The following is a 16,083-nucleotide window of genomic DNA, read 5'->3' on the forward strand; positions in this document are numbered from 1 at the left end:
TGCAACAAATTGATGCAGTGTCAGATAAGCCGCCTGCGGTTTTCGTCAATTTTCGGGAACTTTTTTCCAATTCGCGCCATATATATGCGATACTACATCTTGAGGATTAGGGCAGCGGCCAGACCCGGGAACCGGGCGGCCAGGATGACTGGCATGGGTTGGCAAGACAAGATTGCGGCGCAAGGCGCGAATACAGGCGGTTCACGGATGCAATACGGGGCGCTTTGCTGGCGGTCTGGTGCTGACGGCGTCGAGGTGCTGCTGATCACCAGCCGCGACACCGGGCGCTGGGTGATCCCGAAGGGTTGGCCGATGCCCGGCCTGTCCCCCGAGGCTGCAGCCGCGCAAGAGGCATGGGAGGAAGCGGGGGTGCAGGGCACGATGAACCCGCTGTGCGTCGGACGCTATGGCTATCAGAAATGTCTGCCCGCCGGGGCCAGTGTGCCTTGTGCCGTGGCGGTCTACGGGCTGCGGGTCGAAGACATGGCCAAGACCTTCCCCGAGGTGAAGGAACGCCGCCGCAAGTGGTTCTCTCGGGCCGAAGCGGCGACCCTGGTGGCCGAGCCCGAGCTTGCGACGATCATCGCCCAGTTCCTGCCACCGCTTCAGGGTCGTCCAGGGCCGATCGCGGCCGATGACGACGACGACATCGCAGGGTCGGTGGAAAGCCCGAAGGACGGCAAGCGCAAGGGCCATTGATCTTTCGGCACGAGTGGTTAGCTATCCTTGGTCCGGGACGGGACTGCACAAGATGATCCGCTACAGCCTGAAATGCGAAGCCGGGCATGGCTTCGACAGCTGGTTCAAGAACGCCGAGGGGTTTCAGGCGCTGCAGGCGGCTGGGCAGGTGGCCTGTCCGGTCTGTGGCGTGACCAAGGTCGAGAAAGACCTGATGGCCCCCGCCGTCCGTCCGGCCCGCACGGCTGCGGCGGTGAAGCCCGACCTGTCGGCACCCGGCACGGACCTGGAAGAAAAGCTGGCCGCGCTGAAAAAGCAGATCGAAGAGAACTCGGAATACGTCGGCATGAACTTCGCGGCCGAGGCGCGGAAAATCCATGCCGGTGACGCGCCGGAGCGGGCGATCCACGGCGAGGCGAAGCCGGACGAGGCCCGCGCGATGATCGAAGAGGGTTTGCCGGTCGCCCCCCTGCCCTTCCTGCCATCCCGGAAGATGAACTGAGGTCGCATCGCGGCGGACAGCCGCACGCTGTCCCGTTTCACGGTGCGGTTGCGGACGCCTGCGCCTTCCCGTCCCTTTGCCGCCCGTGGCGGTCACAAGGCCGGAAGGCGCGGCCTAGTAGATATACCGGATCTGTTCGGTCCAGAACCGCTCCATCCGTTTCAGCGACATGTTGATCTCGTCCATCCCCGAGGCGTCGATCAGACCGCGCTTTTCGATGCCGTCGGAATGGCGAGCGAAAAGGTCCGCAATCAGACCGCGGACATGGCGGCCCTTCTCGGTCAGGCGGACCCGCACGGACCGGCGGTCAATCTCGGACCGCTGGTGGTGCATGTAGCCAAGTTCGACCAGCTTCTTCAGATTGTAGCTGACGTTCGAGCCCTGGTAGTAGCCGCGCGACTTCAGTTCACCCGCCGTCACCTCGTTCTCGCCGATATTGAACAGCAAAAGCGCCTGGACCGAGTTGATTTCCAGAATGTTCAGCCGTTCGAATTCATCCTTGATCACATCCAGAAGCAGGCGATGAAGCCGCTCGACCAGAGCAAGGTTGTCAAGGTAGCAGGACAGGAACGCTTTTTGCGACCCATCCAGCAGCGGGGCATACATTGTCATACCGTTTCTCCACCGTTCGGACGGGGGTAGAATCGGCACAAACCGCAAACATTCCGTAAACTTGCCGAGAACTTCGACTATTTTCTCGGCGTGAGGCGGGTTTCGGCGAAGGCAGTGATCCGCGCCAGCAAGGGCACAAGCGCCGGCGGGGCGGGGGACTGGCCAAGAATCCAGGCCATCAGGTCCTGGTCGTTCTCTTCCAGAAGCACGTCATAGGTCTGCAAGTCCGCCTCGGACAGCCCGGCCAGATGCGCATCGGCAAAGGGACCGAGGACCAGGTCCATCTCCTTGGTGCCGCGCCGCCAGGACCGCATCGCCATCCGCTTCAGGCGTGCTTCAGCCGTCTCGCCCATTTCCCCACCGTTCCCGCTTGAACCGCATCGGAGCGGACCCTAAGACAGGCAGGCCCGAAATTCCATATGCCGAACCTTCATACGCCGAAACTCCACCCTCCCGAAAGGTGACAAGATGGCCTTCCTTTCCGACACGCTGGCACGGGTGAAGCCGTCGCCCACCATTGCGGTGACCACGAAGGCACAAGCGCTGAAGTCCGAGGGCAAGGATGTCATCGGCCTAGGCGCGGGCGAGCCGGATTTCGACACGCCCGAAAACATCCGCGACGCAGCAAAGCGCGCCATCGACAACGGCAAGACGCGCTACACGGCGGTTGATGGCATCCCGGAACTGAAGGCGGCAATCTGTTCCAAGTTCCTGCGTGAAAACGGGCTTACCTACACTCCGCAGCAGATCAGCGTCGGCACCGGCGGCAAGCAGATCCTCTACAACGCGCTGATGGCGACGCTGAACCCGGGAGACGAGGTCATCATCCCGGCCCCCTACTGGGTCAGCTACCCCGACATGGTGCTTCTGGCCGGGGGCACGCCGGTCCCCGTGGTGGCGGGCATCGAGACCGCGTTCAAGCTGACACCCGAACAGCTGGAAGCGGCGATCACGCCGAAGACCAAGTGGTTCATCTTCAACTCGCCGTCGAACCCCACGGGCGCGGGATATACGCGGGCAGAACTGAAGGCGCTGACCGATGTGCTGATGCGGCATCCCCAGGTCTGGGTGATGTCGGACGACATGTACGAACACCTGGTCTTCGATGATTTCGAGTTCTGCACGCCGGCCGAGATCGAGCCGGGGCTTTATGACCGCACGCTGACCTGCAACGGCGTCAGCAAGGCCTATGCGATGACCGGCTGGCGGATTGGCTATGCGGGCGGTCCAGTGGCGCTGATCAAGGCGATGGGGACGATCCAGAGCCAGAGCACCTCGAACCCCTGTTCGGTCAGCCAGTATGCCGCACTTGAGGCCTTGTCCGGCCCGCAAGAGTTTCTGGCTGACTGGCGCCGCGTCTTCCAGGGCCGCCGCGATCTGGTCGTGTCGATGCTGAACCAGGCCAGGGGCATCCGCTGCCCCAAGCCCGAAGGCGCGTTCTACGTCTATCCCGACATCTCGGGCTGCATCGGCAAGGCCACGCCCGCAGGCACGGTGATTTCCAATGACGAGGTCTTTGCGACCGCTCTCCTGGAAGAGACCGGCGTGGCGGTGGTTTTCGGGGCGGCCTTCGGGGTGTCGCCGAACTTCCGGGTCAGCTATGCCACCTCGGACGAGGTCCTGCGCGAAGCCTGCACGCGCATCCAGCGCTTCTGCGCATCGCTTGTCTGACCGAAGGCGGCTTCCGGGTTGACGAAGCCGCGGCACTCGGGAAGGAATGGCTGGACGGGCCGCTCTGGTCCGGCAGGATTGGATCAGGCAGGGCGATGGGCGCAGACCTTCCCGACTACTATTTCCGGGTGCGCGAAAACGGTGCGGCCGTGTTCCGCATCGGAACCGAGAACCGTCAGCGCCGGATCGAGATGGTCGAAATCGCCGCAGTCAACGTCAAGAACGGCAACATCAAGCCGCATGGCGATGTGGAGCTGACCAAGGCTGACCGGACCGCGATCGAGGACTGGCTGGCGGCGCGTCAGGCCCAGATGGCCGCGCGGGAGGTGGACGATATCCTGCGCACGGTGGATCACCTGAACCTGACGACGCAATGGGCGCAGTCCCGCGCGACGGATGCGCAGCTGGAGGCGGTTACCGATACGCTGTTGCTGGCGATGCACGATCTGCGGACCATGCTGGTCAAGCGCAAGGCCGACCGGCTGGGCAAGGCCGAAGCCTAGCAGGGCGGGATCGTCAGACCCCCGGGCGGCAGCGGGCCGATGTCCTGCACCACGCCTGCCCGGACCCGCATCAGACGCGTCCAGTCGGACGAGGCGAGCACAAGTTCCGGCCCCTGCCCACAGTCGCGCAAGCCGCCCGAAATCACATCCTCGCCAATCCGGTGGTTGGTCAGGCCCGGCAGTCGCAGGGTCTCCACCAGCCGGTCACCGTCAAGGCGGACAAAGACCAGCTCCTTGCGCAGGTGCGGGCGGTCGACATAGGCGATCTCGATCCGCCCGTCGCCGTCGAAATCGGCAATCCCGGCGGGGGCCAGCCAGCGATGGCGCTGGCCGATGAACGGGGTTGCGGCGATCTTGCCTTGGGGCCCGTAAAGGGCAAGCGAGGCCCCCTGGGCAAGGTCGGTTTCCACGACGACGACCTCTGGTGCCCCGTCGCCGGTCACATCGGCAAGCCGGGCTTCGACGTCCTCGAAAACGCGGTTCTCCGGCAGGGTCAGGGTGACAGTCCGGTCACCCACGACCAGGCGAAGCCCGCCCCATTCCAGCGCGTCGCCCAGAACGGCGTGGTCATAGCGCCCGGTCGGATCGACAAGGTCGGCCTGCAGGATGGGGGGATCAAGCGCGCTTTCGGCTGCTACGGCCCCGGCCATCATGACCAAGGCCAGCGCCAGCCGCATCAGATCTGCTTTTCGGGCATCTGCACGCGAAGCCCGTCCAACGCGTCCGAGACCTTCAGCTGGCAGGTCAGACGCGACCGCGCCGGATCGGGATGCCAGGCGAAGTCCAGCATGTCGGCTTCCATGCTGTCCTTCTTCGGCAGCTTGTCGACCCAGGCCGGGTCCACGTAGACGTGGCAGGTCGAACAGGCGCAGGCGCCGCCGCAATCGGCCTCGATCCCCGGAATGCCGTTGTCGCGCGCGCCTTCCATGACGGTCAGGCCGTTGGCGACCTCAACCACATGCTCTTTGCCGTTATGTTCGACGTAAGTGATCTTCGCCATTCTCAAGCTCTCCCGGGATCGACAGACGTGACATAGGCCAGTCCGGCGCGATTTGCCAGAGGGGGGTGCGGGCTTGCCCTGCAGCGCAGATGTTCTATTATTGTTCTCATGACCCTGGTGCTTTCCCCTGCCCCGCGCTCTGGCGCCTGGCCGCGCCCGCCGCGGGCTCTGCAGGCCGCCCGTCTGGGTGAGCCTCCGCCAGGTGCGCGGGTGACGGTGGCGGGGCTGGTGCTGGTGCGGCAAAGGCCCGGCACGGCGAAGGGGGTGATCTTCGTCACGCTGGAGGATGAGACGGGGACCGCGAATGTGGTGGTCTGGGCGAATGTCTACGAACGCTTCCGCCGCGCAGTGATCGCGGGGCGTCTGTTGCGCGTCACGGGCAAGCTGCAGCGCGAGGCGGGTGTTGTGCATGTGGTGGCCGAACTGATCGAGGATCTGTCACCGATGCTGGACCGCCTGCTGGACCCGGGGTTCCGCTTCGACGGGGTGCGGGCGGGGGACCAGCCCTAGGCCGATTTCTTCTAGGAAATCGAACCGGAGCCTTTGAAATCTCCATGACGGAGTTTTCGAAAAGTCCGGCCTCCCGGAATGGAAACGGCGGCGAGAAGGTCCCGCCGCCGGTCTACACGTTCAACCCGACCGATCAGTCCTCGATCGACAGCGCCACAAAGCGCGGGTCGCCGCCGCGGCGGACGAGAAGGAGGATCGACTTGCGTCCGGCGTCCTTCGCCTCCTTGATCCGGTCTTCCAGGTCCTGCAGGCGCACCACCTTCTGCTGACCGGCCTCGGTGATCAGATCACCCTCGGCCAGACCCTTGGTGAAGGCTTCCGAGGCCTGGTCGACTGCGGTGATCAAAAGCCCCTCGGCCGTGGCCTCAAGACCCAGGCGGCCGCGCATCTCGTCGTCCAGGGGGGCCAGCGTCAGACCCAGCGTCTCAAGCTCTTTCGGGGCTTCCGGCGCAGGGGCCGAGGCGGGCATCGTCGCCGCCTCGGCCTCTTCCCGCCGGCCCAGCGTGACGGCCAGCGTCTCGGTCTTGCCCTCGCGCAGCACGATGACCGGAACCGCCTCGCCGATGGGGGCATCGGCCACGCGGCGGGTCAGGTCACCGGCGTCGCCTACCTCTTCGCCGGCAAAGCGGGTGATCACGTCGCCCGCCACGATGCCGGCGTCTTTCGCAGGTCCATCAGGAACGTCGGTCACCAGGGCACCCTTGGCCTCGGTCACACCCATCGATTCCGCGATTTCGGGGGTCATGTCCTGAATGCGGACGCCAAGCCAGCCGCGGCGGGTCTCGCCGAACTCCTTCAGCTGGTCCACGACCTTGGTCACCACGTTGGCCGACATCGAGAAGCCGATGCCGATCGACCCGCCATTGGGCGACAGGATCGCGGTGTTCACCCCGATCACCTGGCCGTCCATGTTGAACAACGGCCCGCCCGAGTTGCCGCGGTTGATGGCAGCGTCGGTCTGGATGAAGTCGTCATAGGTCCCCGAAAGCTCACGCCCACGGGCCGAGACGATGCCCGCGCTGACCGAAAAGCCCTGGCCCAGGGGGTTGCCCATCGCCATGACCCAGTCGCCCACCCGCATCAGGTCGGAATTGCCGAAGCTGACGAAAGGCAGCGGCTTGTCACTTTCAACCTTCAAGAGCGCGATGTCGGTCTTGGGGTCGGTCCCGACCAGCTTGGCCTTCAGCCGCTCGCCCGAGAAGAACTCGATCTCGATCTCGTCGGCACCCTCGATCACGTGGTTGTTGGTGACGATAAAGCCGTCCTCGGAGATGACGAAGCCCGAGCCCAGCGCCTCGGACCGCTGCGGGCCGCCGGGTCCGGGGCCACCGAAGTCATCGAAGAAATCCTCGAACGGGCTGCCCTCGGGCACCATCGGCGCGCCATCGGCAGGGGCGGCGACCATTGCGGACGTGGTGATGTTCACCACGGCCGGGCTGATCTTTTCCGCCAGTTCGGCAAAGCTTTCCGGCGCACCGAAGGCCTGGGCCTCGTGGACCGGCGCGACGCTGAGGCCAAAGCCGAGGACCAGGGCCAGAAGCGTGCTGGACCGCAGGGCATTGCGGATGGTTGGGGTGAGGTCGGGCACGATGCGAACTCCTGTTCAATCAGATCTTGGGGCGACGGCTTCCGGGTCGACCCTGCCGCGTCGGGATTGAACAAACAGTTAGAGGACGCCGATGACAATGCAAACCCAGTCGCGGCGCATCAAGGTGATGTGAAGGAATATGTCATCAAACCCGGGCCAGCCACACAAGCATGACCCCAAAGGCAAGGGCGCCAAGCCCGATCAACCGGCGCTGGTCCAGCCCAAGGCTGGCCAGAAGCCGCAGCGCATCCTCGATGCGACGAGGGGCCAGTGCAAGCACCAGCCCCTCGATTGCCAGAACCAGTCCCAGTGCCAGGACGAGATGGCTCACGGATTGGCCGGAGCCTCTTGCGCTGCCGGTTCAGCCGGAGCTGCGTCCGCCGGAGCCGGTTCGATCACGGGCGCTGGCGTGGTCGGTCCGACCGAAGCCCCGCTGGCGCGCCCGGCATCGGACCGCAGATAGTCGAAGAACTCGCTGTCCGGCTGCATCACGATGGACGAGTTGGCACCCTGAAGGCTGACCTCATACGCGGTCAGCGACCGGGTGAAGGCGAAGAACTCCGGGTCCTGGCCATAGGCTTCGGCCAGGATGCGGTTCCGTTCGGCATCGGCCTCGCCGCGGACCACGTCCGCCTGACGCCGGGCGTCCGATGTCAGTTCCACCACGGTCCGGTCGGCAGACGCCCGCACGCGCTGCGCGGCTTCGCCACCCCGGGCGCGTTCGTCCGCCGCTTCGCGTTCGCGTTCGGCGCGCATCCGGGCGAAGGTCGCTTCCAGGTTCTGCTCGGGCAGATCGGTCCGGGTCAGACGGACGTCGATCACGTCGATCCCCAGGGCCGCACCCTCGCGCTTGGCGATGGTCAGGATCTGGTTCATCAGCCCGGCGCGGTCCTGGCTGAGGACCTGCTCTTGCGTAGCGTTACCAAGGACTTCCGGGATCGCCTGGCTGAGGATGTTGCCCAGAAGCTGCTGGGCACGTTCCTCGCCGGCCGTGCCGACGGACTGCCGGAACTCGACCAGGTTGACGATCCGCCAGCGGGCGAAGGCGTCCACCACCAGGCGGCGGTCGGACAGAAGCGTGACTTCGATCGGCTGGGTCTGCAGCCCGAGGATGCGGTCCTCGTACAGCACGACGTCCTGCACCAGCGGGATCTTGAAGCCCAGACCCGGGTCTTCCTTGACCTGAACGACCTGGCCGAACTGCAGGACCAGCGCCCGCTTGCGTTCATCCACGATGAAGACCGAGGACAGGACCAGCACCAGCAAGACCACGAAGGCCGGAATGATGTACATCGCACGCATCAGTTGGTCCCCCCAGCCGTACCCGAGCCCGTACCGGCCCCCTGGCTGGGCGTCATCCGCCCAAGCTCGTTCAACGGCAGGAAGGGCACGACGCCCTGCCCCGCTTCGCCGCCCGAGACGCCGTCAAGGATCACCTTGTTCATGCCCCCCATCACCCGTTCCATCGTTTCGATGTAAAGCCGACGCCGGGTCACCTCGGGCGCCTTCACGTATTCGGTGTAGACCGAGATGAAGCGCGCCGCCTCACCCTGGGCGCTGTTCACCGCCTGGGCGCGGTAGCCCTCGGCGGCTTCCAGAAGCCGCGCCGCCTCGCCTCGGGCACCGGCGGTGACCTGGTTGGCATAGGCGTCGGCCTCTTTCTCAAGCCGGTCGCGTTCCTGCTGGGCGGCCTGCACGGCACGGAAGGCGTCGATCACCTCACGCGGGGGCTGGGCGGTCTGCAGGTTGACCCGGATCACGGTGATCCCGGCGTTGTAGCTGTCCAGCGTGGCCTGCACCGCTGTCCGCAGGTCACTGGCGATGACACCCCGGTCGCGGTTCAGGATCGGCGACAGTTCCGACCGAGCGATGATGTCGCGCATCGCGCTGGAGCTGACCGCGCGGATCGTGTCTTCGGGGTCGACCAGGTTGAACAGGTACTTTTCCGGGTCCGAGATGTTCCAGACCACCTGGAAGCCGATGTCGACGATGTTCTGGTCGCGCGTCAGCATCAGCCCGCTGTCGGTGCTGCCCGCCACGGTGCCGATATCGGTTGTGCGTTCGCCGGTCACCTGGACCTTTTCGTAACTCACGACGGGCCAGGGTGCGAAGTTCAGGCCGGGATCGCCGATGCCCGAGCTTTCGCCCAGGAACAGCTCGACCGAGCGTTCTTCCGGCCGCACGGTGTAAAAGGACATGAAGGCCCAGACCGCGACCAGCGCCAGGGCGCCAAGCGCAAGGCTCTGCTTGGTGAAGACCGGCCCGCCGGGATCGCCGCCGGGTCCGCCGGTGCCACGATTGCCACGCCCGCCCATCAGGACGCGCAGCTGTTCCTGACCGCGTTTCATCAGCTGGTCGATCTCGGGGATCTGGGGTCCAGGTTCGCCACGCCGACCGCCGCGGCGGTCCTCGTCGTCTTTGTCGCCCCTGTTGCCGTCTCCTCCCGAGCCGCCACCGCCGCCCCAGGGACCGCCACTTCCTGCCATTTAAGAAAACCCCTTGTTCTTACCTTTGCCCTAAGCTGGTCATATCCAGCCGGAAATCAACCCGTCCGCGCCAGAAGTCAGGCCGTTCTGACCGGTTTTCGCATCGTGACCAACTCTTCGGCCATCGTCGGATGGACAGCACAGGTGCGGTCGAAATCCTCTTTCGTGGCCCCCATGCCAATGGCGATGGCGGCCAGCTGGATCATTTCGCCCGCCTCGGGTGCGACGATGTGGCAGCCCAGGACCTTCCGCGAGGCCTGGGCGACGATCAGTTTCATCAGCACCCGGTCCTGCTTGCCCGCAAAGATCGTGCGCATCGGGCGGAAGGCGGTGGAGTAGACCTCGATCGGTTCCTGCTCTTTCGCGGCTTCCTCGGACAGGCCCACGCTGCCCATCTCGGGCTGGGTGAAGATGGCCGAAGCGACAAGCGTGTGGTCGAAGGCGGTGGGCTTGGCGCCAAAAACGGTGTCGGCGAAGGCATGGCCCTCGCGGATCGCGACGGGGGTCAGGTTGATCCGGCCGGTGACGTCGCCGACGGCAAAGACCGAAGGCACCGCCGTCTGGCTGTAGGCGTCCACCGGGATTTCGCCGCCCCGGCCAAGCGTGAGGCCCAGCGTCTCCAGCCCCAGGCCGGCGGTGTTGGGGCGGCGTCCGGTGGCGTAAAGGACCAGATCGAACTCGCGTTCGGTCCCGTCGGTGGCGATAGCGCGGATGCCCGTCGCGGTCTTCTCCAGCCGCATCACGTCGGTGCCGCAGTGGATGTCGATACCCTGCGCCCGCATGGCGTTGGCCACGTGGCCCCGCGCCTCGTCATCAAAGCCCCGCAGGATCTGCGCTCCGCGGTAGTACTGGCTGACCTCGACGCCCAGGCCCTTCAGGATACAGGCGAATTCGGACGCGATATAGCCGCCGCCCACCACCAGCGCCCGCTTCGGCAGGGCCGGAAGATGGAACATCTCGTTCGAGGTGATGGCAAGCTCGCGCCCCGGAATGTCCGGCACGAAGGGCCAGCCGCCCGTCGCGACCAGGATGTGCTTTGTGGTGAATTCGGCCCCCGAGGCCAACCGGACGCGATGCGCATCGACGATCACCGCGCGGTCGTCGTGGATCGTCACCCCGGCGGTTTTAAGTGTGTTGCGGTAAGCACTTTCCAAGCGGTCCAGCTCGGTCTCAAGCCGGGTCCGAAAGTGGGTCCAGTCAAAGCCGCCCGCCGTGACATCCCAGCCATATTCCCGCGCCTCGGCAATGGCTTCGGGATAGGCCGAGGCGAAGACCATCAGCTTTTTCGGCACGCAGCCCCGGATGACGCAAGTGCCGCCCATCCGGCTTTCCTCGGCCAGACCGACCTTGGCCCCATACTCGCCCGAAGCGATCCGCGCCGCGCGCACCCCGCCCGAGCCGCCACCAATCACGAAGAGATCGTAGTCGAAAGCCATGCGAAGCCCCTCCGCCGTTGCCGTGCGACAGAGCTATTCCGTCCCGCGCCCGGGCGAAAGCCCCCCGCCCGCGCTTTTGCGGGGCCGGCCGTCAGCGATTAGTCAAGATCGGCAAAGATGTTCCGGCTTTCGGTGATGTCGACCGACCCGGTTTCCACCTTGCCCGAGTTGATGTCGCGCACCGTCACCCGACCGTCACCGTGGCCGATCACCACCACGTCGCAGATGTCGATGAACAGCCCGTTCTCGACCACGCCGGGGATCTGGTTCAGCACCAGCGCCAGCTGCCGCGGGTTGCCGATCCGCTTGAGGTTGAGGTCCAGGATGTAATGCCCCTCATCCGTGATCAGCGGCACGTCCTTGGCCATCCGCAGCGCCACATCGCGGGCCATCACGTCCAGGCTGTAAAGCGTTTCCTCGATCAGGGCCTTGGTCGTCTGCCAGCCGAAGGGGATCACCTCGACCGGCAGCGGGAAGGCCCCAAGCTGCGCCACTTCCTTCGCGGCATCGGCGATCACGATCATCCGGTCGCTGGCGGTGGCCACGATCTTTTCCTGCAGAAGCGCCGCACCGCCGCCCTTGATCAGGTTCAGGTTCTGGTCGAACTCGTCCGCGCCGTCGATGGTCAGGTCCAGCCACCGGGTCTCATCCAGGCCCACCACCTTCAGACCGACCGAGCGCGCCAGGTCCGCCGTCCGCGCCGAGGTCGCCACGCAGGTCACGTGCAGCCCTTCGTCGCGCACCCGTTCGGCCAGGCAACGCACCATCCAGGCCGCAGTCGACCCCGTGCCAAGCCCCAGCTTCATCCCGTCCTCGACGAAATCCACCGACCGGCGCGCGGCGACGAACTTGGCCTGATCGATCGGCGAAAGCTCTGCTGCCATGACAGTCCCCCTGTTTTTCCACCCCCGAATAACGTAATCGGCCGGAAAGGGCGAGAGGCTTGAATGGCGACAGACCGTTGCGCTAGCCTGCCTTTTCCAGACCTCTTACTGCCTTTGCAACCTCGGCCCCGGTCAGCGCACCGTTGCCGTCGGCGTCCAGCACCATCAGCCCGCGCAGGAACCCGGCCTCGTCGGCACTGATGGCGCGCAGGCCCGCAAGGCGGCCCTGGTCGGCCAGTTCGGCCGCGTCGGCACGGCCGTCGCCGTCGGCATCCGCCGCCAGGAACTGGCGTTCCATCCGACCGCGCGCGTCGGCGTTGCCAGCGCGCTGGCTGACCTGCAACTCGGTCCGGTCCACGGTCCCGTCGGCATCAAGGTCCATCGCCAGAAACCGCCGCAGGGTCGAGGCGCGGGCCCCGGCGCGTTCCAGCGCGATATGGTCGTCGATCCCCGCAAGCGTCAGCCCCTCTGGCCCGCCGAAGCCCGCGATCAGATCGGTCACCCGACCTGCAAACCGCTCCGGGTCCTTCTGCATCGCCAACTGCAGCGCGCTCGGCTCGCCCACCGTTTCTTGCGCCGACACCGCCAGCGGCCAGACCAGCAGTGTCAGGATCACCAATACCCGTGCCATCACGTCCCTCCGTTGGATGTCGCGCGACAGACTGGCCGGGAAATGGTTTACGGCGGGTTAACCGCAACCAGGAATTCCCAAGGTCCGGCTGGACAACAGGACGACAAAGGGCCGAGAAGGAGTCGCTTTTCGCCCTGCAGCGACGCTAGACTTGCGCAAGGCTTCCGGCAGAGGACCAACGATGTACACGCTGCACTACGCCCCCGACAACGCCTCGCTGATCATCCGCCTGGTGCTGGACGGGGCAGGCCTGCCGTATCGTACGGCGCTGGTCGACCGGGCAAAGCGCCAGCAGGACAGCGCCCCGTACCGGGCGTTGAACCCGACCGGCCTGATCCCGACGCTCGAGACGCCCCAGGGACCGATCTCGGAAGCCGGGGCAATTCTGCTCTGGCTGGCCGACACCCACCACCTTGGCCCCGGCCCGTCCGAAGCCGATCGTCCGGTCTTCCTCAAGTGGCTGTTCTTCCTGTCAAACACCGCGCACGCCGACCTGCGGCAGATCTTCTACCCGCACCAATATGCGCCTGCCGACGCCCACCGTGCGCATCTGGAAATCATGTCGACGCGCATGCAGCGCCACTTCGGGCTGCTGGACACCGCGGCACTGCAGCACCCCAAGCTTTTTGCGGCCGGCAAGCCGCTTGGCGTCTACACCATCGTCCTGACCCGCTGGGCAGCCCTTTACCCGGTGAACGGCCCGCGCTGGCTGGACATGGGCGCCTTCCCGACCTTGCAGGACCTGGCCCGCGCGCAAGAGGCCCGGGTCGAGACCCGCGTCATCGCCCGGGCCGAAGGCTTGGGCCCGCACCCCTTCACCCGTCCCGAACAGCCCAACCCCCCGGAAGGATCAGTCCTGTGACCCTGACCCTTTGGCACATCCCCGACTGGGCCTCGCAGATCATCCGGCTGGCGCTGGAGGAACGGGCGCTGCCCTATCAGGTCCGCGCGATGGACTGGGATGCGGGCGATTTCGACGCCCCCGGCTTTCGCGCGCTGAACCCCCTGGGGCTGATCCCGACGCTGGAAACCCCCGACGGCCCGATTTTCGAGACCGCGGCCATCCTATTGTGGCTGAACGCGCGCCACGGCGGCCTTGGCCCGGCCCCGTCCGACCCCGCCCAGGCGGCCTTCCTGTCCTGGCTGATGTTCGTCTCGAACACCGTCCACCCGACCGTGATGGCAATGATCCACCCTGACCGACCCGCCGGGCCGGACGCCTCTGGCGAGGCCGGCCGTCTGGCGCTGGAGCGGCTGGTGACCCAGGCAGCCCAGCTGGAAACCCTCATAACGACCCATGCCCCCCTCTGGCTCACGCCCGCGCAGCCGGCTTTGGGGCACTACATCGGCATCCTGATCCGCTGGGCGATCTGCCTGCCCGCAGACCCGGCCCTGCGCTTCACCCTCAAGCCGTTCCCCGCACTGACCGCCATCCTCGCCGCGCATGAGGCAACCACCGCCGCCCGCCGCCTGGCCAAAATCGACAGCCTTGGCCCCACCCCCTACACCGCACCCGAGGCCGCATGACCCTGACCCTGCACCACGCCCCCGACTTCGCCTCGACCATCGTCCGCTTCGCGCTGGAAGAGCTGGAGCTGCCCCACACGCTTGCCATCGTCGACATCGACGGCGGGGCCTTGGCCAGTCCTGACTACCGCCGGGTGAACCCCGTGGGCCTGATCCCCGCGCTGGAAACCGACGACGGCCCGATGTTCGAGACGGCGGCGATCCTTCTGTGGCTGGTGGACCGGACCGGGCGGCTTGGCCCCGGACCGACCGACCCCGATCGTGGGCCGTTCCTGTCCTGGCTTTTCTTCACCTCGAACGCGCTGCATCAGGCCGCGCTGGCGATGTTCTACCCCCACCGCCCGGCGGGTGAGGCGAACTCGGCCGCCGCCCAGGAAGCCGCCCATGACCAGATCGTCGCGCGACTGGGGCTGATCGAAGAACTGATCGCCACCCAGTCGCCCCGCTGGCTGTCGCCCGACCATCCCGGAGTCCTGGGCTATTACATCGGCGTCCTTGTCCGCTGGCTGACCCTCTTGCCGCCGGCACCCTACGGTGTCGACCTCGCCAACTTTCCACATCTGAAAGCCGTCCTTGCCGCACACGAGGCGCGGCCCGCCGCCCTGCGTGTCGCGGCCTCGGACGGCCTCGGCCCCACCCCCTTCACTCATCCAGGTATCTGATGTTCCTCTCTGTCTTCGACATGTTCAAAGTCGGCATCGGCCCCTCGTCGTCCCACACGATGGGCCCGATGGTCGCCGCCGCCCGCTTTCTTGACACCATGCGGGCCTCGCCCTTCCGGTTCCACGGCCTCAGGGCCTCCCTGCACGGCTCGCTGGCCTTCACCGGCGTCGGCCATGCCACCGACCGGGCGACGATCCTTGGCCTCGCCGGGTTCGAACCCGCGACCTACGACGCCGAAAAGGCCGATGCGGCGCTGGCGAAGATCAAGGAAACCCATGTGATCGAGGCCCACGGCCTTGGCCCCCTGACCTTCGATCCGGGCAAGGACCTTCTCTTCGACTACGGCCCCGCCCTGCCCGGCCACGCCAACGGGATGGTGCTGAAGGCCACCGACGCCCAGGGCGACGTGATCCTGACCGAGACCTACTATTCTATCGGCGGCGGCTTCGTCCTGACCGAGGCGGAACTGGCCGACGCCGGGGGCGCGAAGTCCAGAGCCCGCGCCGACGTGCCCTACCCGTTCGAGACGGCGGCGGAAATGATGGAAATGGCACAGAAATCCGGCCTGACCATCGCCCAGATGAAACGCGCCAACGAGCTGAAGTTCCGCTCCGCCTCCGAACTGGAGCAGGGCATCTCCCGCCTCTGGCAGGTGATGAACGACTGCATCTCGCGCGGGATGCTGGGCGAGGGCATCCTGCCCGGAGGCCTTAAAGTCCGTCGTCGTGCCAAAGGCATCCACGACGCCCTGCTGGCCGAGCGGGGCCTGAACCTGACGCCGCCGCACACGATCAACGACTGGATGTCGCTTTACGCAATGGCCGTGAACGAGGAAAATGCCGCCGGTGGCCAGGTCGTGACCGCCCCCACCAACGGTGCCGCAGGCGTCGTCCCCGCCGTCATCCGCTACTACCTAGACCACGTGCCAGGCGCGTCCCAGGCCAAGGTCGCCGACTTCCTCCTCACGGCTTCGGCCATCGGCGGGCTGTGCAAGCACAACGCCTCGATCTCGGGGGCCGAGTGCGGCTGCCAGGCCGAGGTCGGCTCTGCCGCCGCAATGGCCGCCTCAGGCCTTGCCGCCGTCCTTGGCGGCACGCCGGAACAGGTGGAAAATGCCGCCGAAATCGCGCTGGAACACCACCTTGGCATGACCTGCGATCCGGTGAAGGGGCTGGTGCAGGTGCCTTGCATCGAAAGGAACGGCCTTGGGGCGATCAAGGCGGTGTCTGCCGCCAGCCTTGCCCTGCGCGGCGACGGGGTGCATCTGGTCAGCCTTGATGCCTGTATCGAAACCATGCGCCAGACCGGCCATGACATGCATGAAAAATACAAGGAAACCTCACTGGGCGGCCTTGCCGTCAACGTGCCGAACTGCTGATCGCCGCGGCCTCA

20 protein-coding genes are annotated in these 16,083 nt (G+C 66.1%); 9 read left to right on the forward strand and 11 right to left on the reverse strand.

What is annotated here, in order from left to right:
- Positions 1–153: 153 nt before the first annotated feature.
- On the forward strand, positions 154–699 hold the full coding sequence (locus U1E69_RS21545; protein ID WP_322246530.1) for an NUDIX hydrolase: 546 nt from the start codon (positions 154–156) through the stop codon (positions 697–699).
- 52 nt (positions 700–751) lie between these two features.
- On the forward strand, positions 752–1,180 hold the full coding sequence (locus U1E69_RS21550) for a DUF1178 family protein (RefSeq protein WP_322246531.1): 429 nt from the start codon (positions 752–754) through the stop codon (positions 1,178–1,180).
- A 114-nt stretch (positions 1,181–1,294) separates the two neighbouring features.
- Here U1E69_RS21550 and U1E69_RS21555 read toward each other — a convergent pair whose 3' ends face one another.
- Both U1E69_RS21555 and U1E69_RS21560 read right to left on the reverse strand, forming a co-directional pair.
- Positions 1,295–1,792 (reverse strand): MarR family transcriptional regulator, encoded by a 498-nt coding sequence (locus U1E69_RS21555; RefSeq protein ID WP_322246532.1) that lies wholly within the window; start codon positions 1,790–1,792, stop codon positions 1,295–1,297.
- A 77-nt stretch (positions 1,793–1,869) separates the two neighbouring features.
- Positions 1,870–2,145, reverse strand: a complete 276-nt coding sequence (locus tag U1E69_RS21560) for a succinate dehydrogenase assembly factor 2 (RefSeq protein WP_322246534.1) — start codon at positions 2,143–2,145, stop codon at positions 1,870–1,872.
- Positions 2,146–2,260: 115 nt separating this feature from the next.
- On the opposite strand from U1E69_RS21560, the gene U1E69_RS21565 reads away from it, so the two are divergent.
- Entirely contained in the window at positions 2,261–3,463 is a 1,203-nt protein-coding gene (locus U1E69_RS21565) for a pyridoxal phosphate-dependent aminotransferase (protein ID WP_322246536.1), read from the forward strand.
- Positions 3,464–3,558: 95 nt separating this feature from the next.
- Complete coding sequence (locus U1E69_RS21570) at positions 3,559–3,966, forward strand: hypothetical protein (RefSeq protein ID WP_322246537.1); 408 nt, start codon at positions 3,559–3,561, stop codon at positions 3,964–3,966.
- Here U1E69_RS21570 and U1E69_RS21575 read toward each other — a convergent pair.
- Positions 3,963–4,643, reverse strand: a complete 681-nt coding sequence (locus tag U1E69_RS21575; protein WP_322246539.1) for a VCBS repeat-containing protein — start codon at positions 4,641–4,643, stop codon at positions 3,963–3,965. The two genes, U1E69_RS21570 and U1E69_RS21575, sit on opposite strands and share 4 nt — an antisense overlap.
- Positions 4,643–4,966: a 2Fe-2S iron-sulfur cluster-binding protein gene (locus U1E69_RS21580; RefSeq protein ID WP_322246540.1), complete on the reverse strand. Its 324-nt coding sequence runs from the start codon at positions 4,964–4,966 to the stop codon at positions 4,643–4,645. Before U1E69_RS21580 ends, U1E69_RS21575 begins: the two co-directional genes overlap by 1 nt.
- Before the next feature lie 108 nt (positions 4,967–5,074).
- On the opposite strand from U1E69_RS21580, the gene U1E69_RS21585 reads away from it, so the two are divergent.
- Positions 5,075–5,476, forward strand: coding sequence for an OB-fold nucleic acid binding domain-containing protein (locus tag U1E69_RS21585; protein WP_322246542.1), 402 nt, complete (start codon positions 5,075–5,077; stop codon positions 5,474–5,476).
- A gap of 133 nt (positions 5,477–5,609) precedes the next feature.
- On the opposite strand, the gene U1E69_RS21590 is transcribed toward U1E69_RS21585, so the two are convergent.
- The 7 genes from U1E69_RS21590 to U1E69_RS21620 all read right to left on the reverse strand — a co-directional run bounded on the left by U1E69_RS21590 (position 5,610) and on the right by U1E69_RS21620 (position 12,501).
- A complete protein-coding gene (locus U1E69_RS21590; RefSeq protein WP_416200315.1) occupies positions 5,610–7,067 on the reverse strand; it encodes a Do family serine endopeptidase in 1,458 nt (485 codons plus the stop codon).
- 142 nt (positions 7,068–7,209) lie between these two features.
- Positions 7,210–7,395, reverse strand: coding sequence for a DUF2065 domain-containing protein (locus U1E69_RS21595; RefSeq protein ID WP_322246543.1), 186 nt, complete (start codon positions 7,393–7,395; stop codon positions 7,210–7,212).
- A complete protein-coding gene (gene hflC, locus U1E69_RS21600) occupies positions 7,392–8,366 on the reverse strand; it encodes a protease modulator HflC (RefSeq protein ID WP_416200314.1) in 975 nt (324 codons plus the stop codon). Before hflC ends, U1E69_RS21595 begins: the two co-directional genes overlap by 4 nt.
- Positions 8,366–9,550: an FtsH protease activity modulator HflK gene (gene hflK, locus U1E69_RS21605; protein ID WP_322246544.1), complete on the reverse strand. Its 1,185-nt coding sequence runs from the start codon at positions 9,548–9,550 to the stop codon at positions 8,366–8,368. The genes hflC and hflK overlap by 1 nt, the downstream gene beginning before the upstream one ends.
- A gap of 77 nt (positions 9,551–9,627) precedes the next feature.
- Positions 9,628–10,986: a glutathione-disulfide reductase gene (gor, locus tag U1E69_RS21610; protein ID WP_322246545.1), complete on the reverse strand. Its 1,359-nt coding sequence runs from the start codon at positions 10,984–10,986 to the stop codon at positions 9,628–9,630.
- 98 nt (positions 10,987–11,084) lie between these two features.
- Complete coding sequence (gene rpiA / locus U1E69_RS21615; RefSeq protein WP_322246546.1) at positions 11,085–11,870, reverse strand: ribose-5-phosphate isomerase RpiA; 786 nt, start codon at positions 11,868–11,870, stop codon at positions 11,085–11,087.
- A gap of 82 nt (positions 11,871–11,952) precedes the next feature.
- Complete coding sequence (locus U1E69_RS21620) at positions 11,953–12,501, reverse strand: hypothetical protein (RefSeq protein ID WP_322246548.1); 549 nt, start codon at positions 12,499–12,501, stop codon at positions 11,953–11,955.
- Between the two features lie 181 nt (positions 12,502–12,682).
- Here U1E69_RS21620 and U1E69_RS21625 point away from each other — a divergent pair, with 181 nt between their 5' ends.
- The 4 genes from U1E69_RS21625 to U1E69_RS21640 are packed head-to-tail and all read left to right on the forward strand — an operon-like array spanning position 12,683 to position 16,069.
- Complete coding sequence (locus tag U1E69_RS21625; protein WP_322246549.1) at positions 12,683–13,363, forward strand: glutathione S-transferase; 681 nt, start codon at positions 12,683–12,685, stop codon at positions 13,361–13,363.
- On the forward strand, positions 13,360–14,028 hold the full coding sequence (locus tag U1E69_RS21630; protein ID WP_322246550.1) for a glutathione S-transferase family protein: 669 nt from the start codon (positions 13,360–13,362) through the stop codon (positions 14,026–14,028). The genes U1E69_RS21625 and U1E69_RS21630 overlap by 4 nt, the downstream gene beginning before the upstream one ends.
- Positions 14,025–14,690 carry a glutathione S-transferase family protein gene (locus U1E69_RS21635; protein ID WP_322246552.1) on the forward strand — a complete coding sequence of 222 codons (666 nt, stop codon included), beginning with the start codon at positions 14,025–14,027 and terminating at the stop codon, positions 14,688–14,690. Before U1E69_RS21630 ends, U1E69_RS21635 begins: the two co-directional genes overlap by 4 nt.
- Positions 14,690–16,069, forward strand: coding sequence for an L-serine ammonia-lyase (locus tag U1E69_RS21640; RefSeq protein WP_322246553.1), 1,380 nt, complete (start codon positions 14,690–14,692; stop codon positions 16,067–16,069). Before U1E69_RS21635 ends, U1E69_RS21640 begins: the two co-directional genes overlap by 1 nt.
- The last annotated feature ends 14 nt before the right edge of the window (positions 16,070–16,083 follow it).

Source organism: Tabrizicola sp. (assembly GCF_034366665.1).
GTDB lineage: Bacteria > Pseudomonadota > Alphaproteobacteria > Rhodobacterales > Rhodobacteraceae > Tabrizicola.

What these genes read in the sequence shown, in the direction of transcription:
- U1E69_RS21545 (WP_322246530.1), top strand. Translation starts at nt 154, where the DNA reads ATGGGTTGGCAAGACAAGATTGCGGCGCAAGGCGCGAATACAGGCGGT.
- U1E69_RS21550 (WP_322246531.1), top strand. Translation starts at nt 752, where the DNA reads ATGATCCGCTACAGCCTGAAATGCGAAGCCGGGCATGGCTTCGACAGC.
- U1E69_RS21555 (WP_322246532.1), bottom strand. Translation starts at nt 1,792, where the DNA reads ATGACAATGTATGCCCCGCTGCTGGATGGGTCGCAAAAAGCGTTCCTG.
- U1E69_RS21560 (WP_322246534.1), bottom strand. Translation starts at nt 2,145, where the DNA reads ATGGGCGAGACGGCTGAAGCACGCCTGAAGCGGATGGCGATGCGGTCC.
- U1E69_RS21565 (WP_322246536.1), top strand. Translation starts at nt 2,261, where the DNA reads ATGGCCTTCCTTTCCGACACGCTGGCACGGGTGAAGCCGTCGCCCACC.
- U1E69_RS21570 (WP_322246537.1), top strand. Translation starts at nt 3,559, where the DNA reads ATGGGCGCAGACCTTCCCGACTACTATTTCCGGGTGCGCGAAAACGGT.
- U1E69_RS21575 (WP_322246539.1), bottom strand. Translation starts at nt 4,643, where the DNA reads ATGCGGCTGGCGCTGGCCTTGGTCATGATGGCCGGGGCCGTAGCAGCC.
- U1E69_RS21580 (WP_322246540.1), bottom strand. Translation starts at nt 4,966, where the DNA reads ATGGCGAAGATCACTTACGTCGAACATAACGGCAAAGAGCATGTGGTT.
- U1E69_RS21585 (WP_322246542.1), top strand. Translation starts at nt 5,075, where the DNA reads ATGACCCTGGTGCTTTCCCCTGCCCCGCGCTCTGGCGCCTGGCCGCGC.
- hflC (WP_416200314.1), bottom strand. Translation starts at nt 8,366, where the DNA reads ATGCGTGCGATGTACATCATTCCGGCCTTCGTGGTCTTGCTGGTGCTG.
- hflK (WP_322246544.1), bottom strand. Translation starts at nt 9,550, where the DNA reads ATGGCAGGAAGTGGCGGTCCCTGGGGCGGCGGTGGCGGCTCGGGAGGA.
- gor (WP_322246545.1), bottom strand. Translation starts at nt 10,986, where the DNA reads ATGGCTTTCGACTACGATCTCTTCGTGATTGGTGGCGGCTCGGGCGGG.
- rpiA (WP_322246546.1), bottom strand. Translation starts at nt 11,870, where the DNA reads ATGGCAGCAGAGCTTTCGCCGATCGATCAGGCCAAGTTCGTCGCCGCG.
- U1E69_RS21620 (WP_322246548.1), bottom strand. Translation starts at nt 12,501, where the DNA reads ATGGCACGGGTATTGGTGATCCTGACACTGCTGGTCTGGCCGCTGGCG.
- U1E69_RS21625 (WP_322246549.1), top strand. Translation starts at nt 12,683, where the DNA reads ATGTACACGCTGCACTACGCCCCCGACAACGCCTCGCTGATCATCCGC.
- U1E69_RS21635 (WP_322246552.1), top strand. Translation starts at nt 14,025, where the DNA reads ATGACCCTGACCCTGCACCACGCCCCCGACTTCGCCTCGACCATCGTC.
- U1E69_RS21640 (WP_322246553.1), top strand. Translation starts at nt 14,690, where the DNA reads ATGTTCCTCTCTGTCTTCGACATGTTCAAAGTCGGCATCGGCCCCTCG.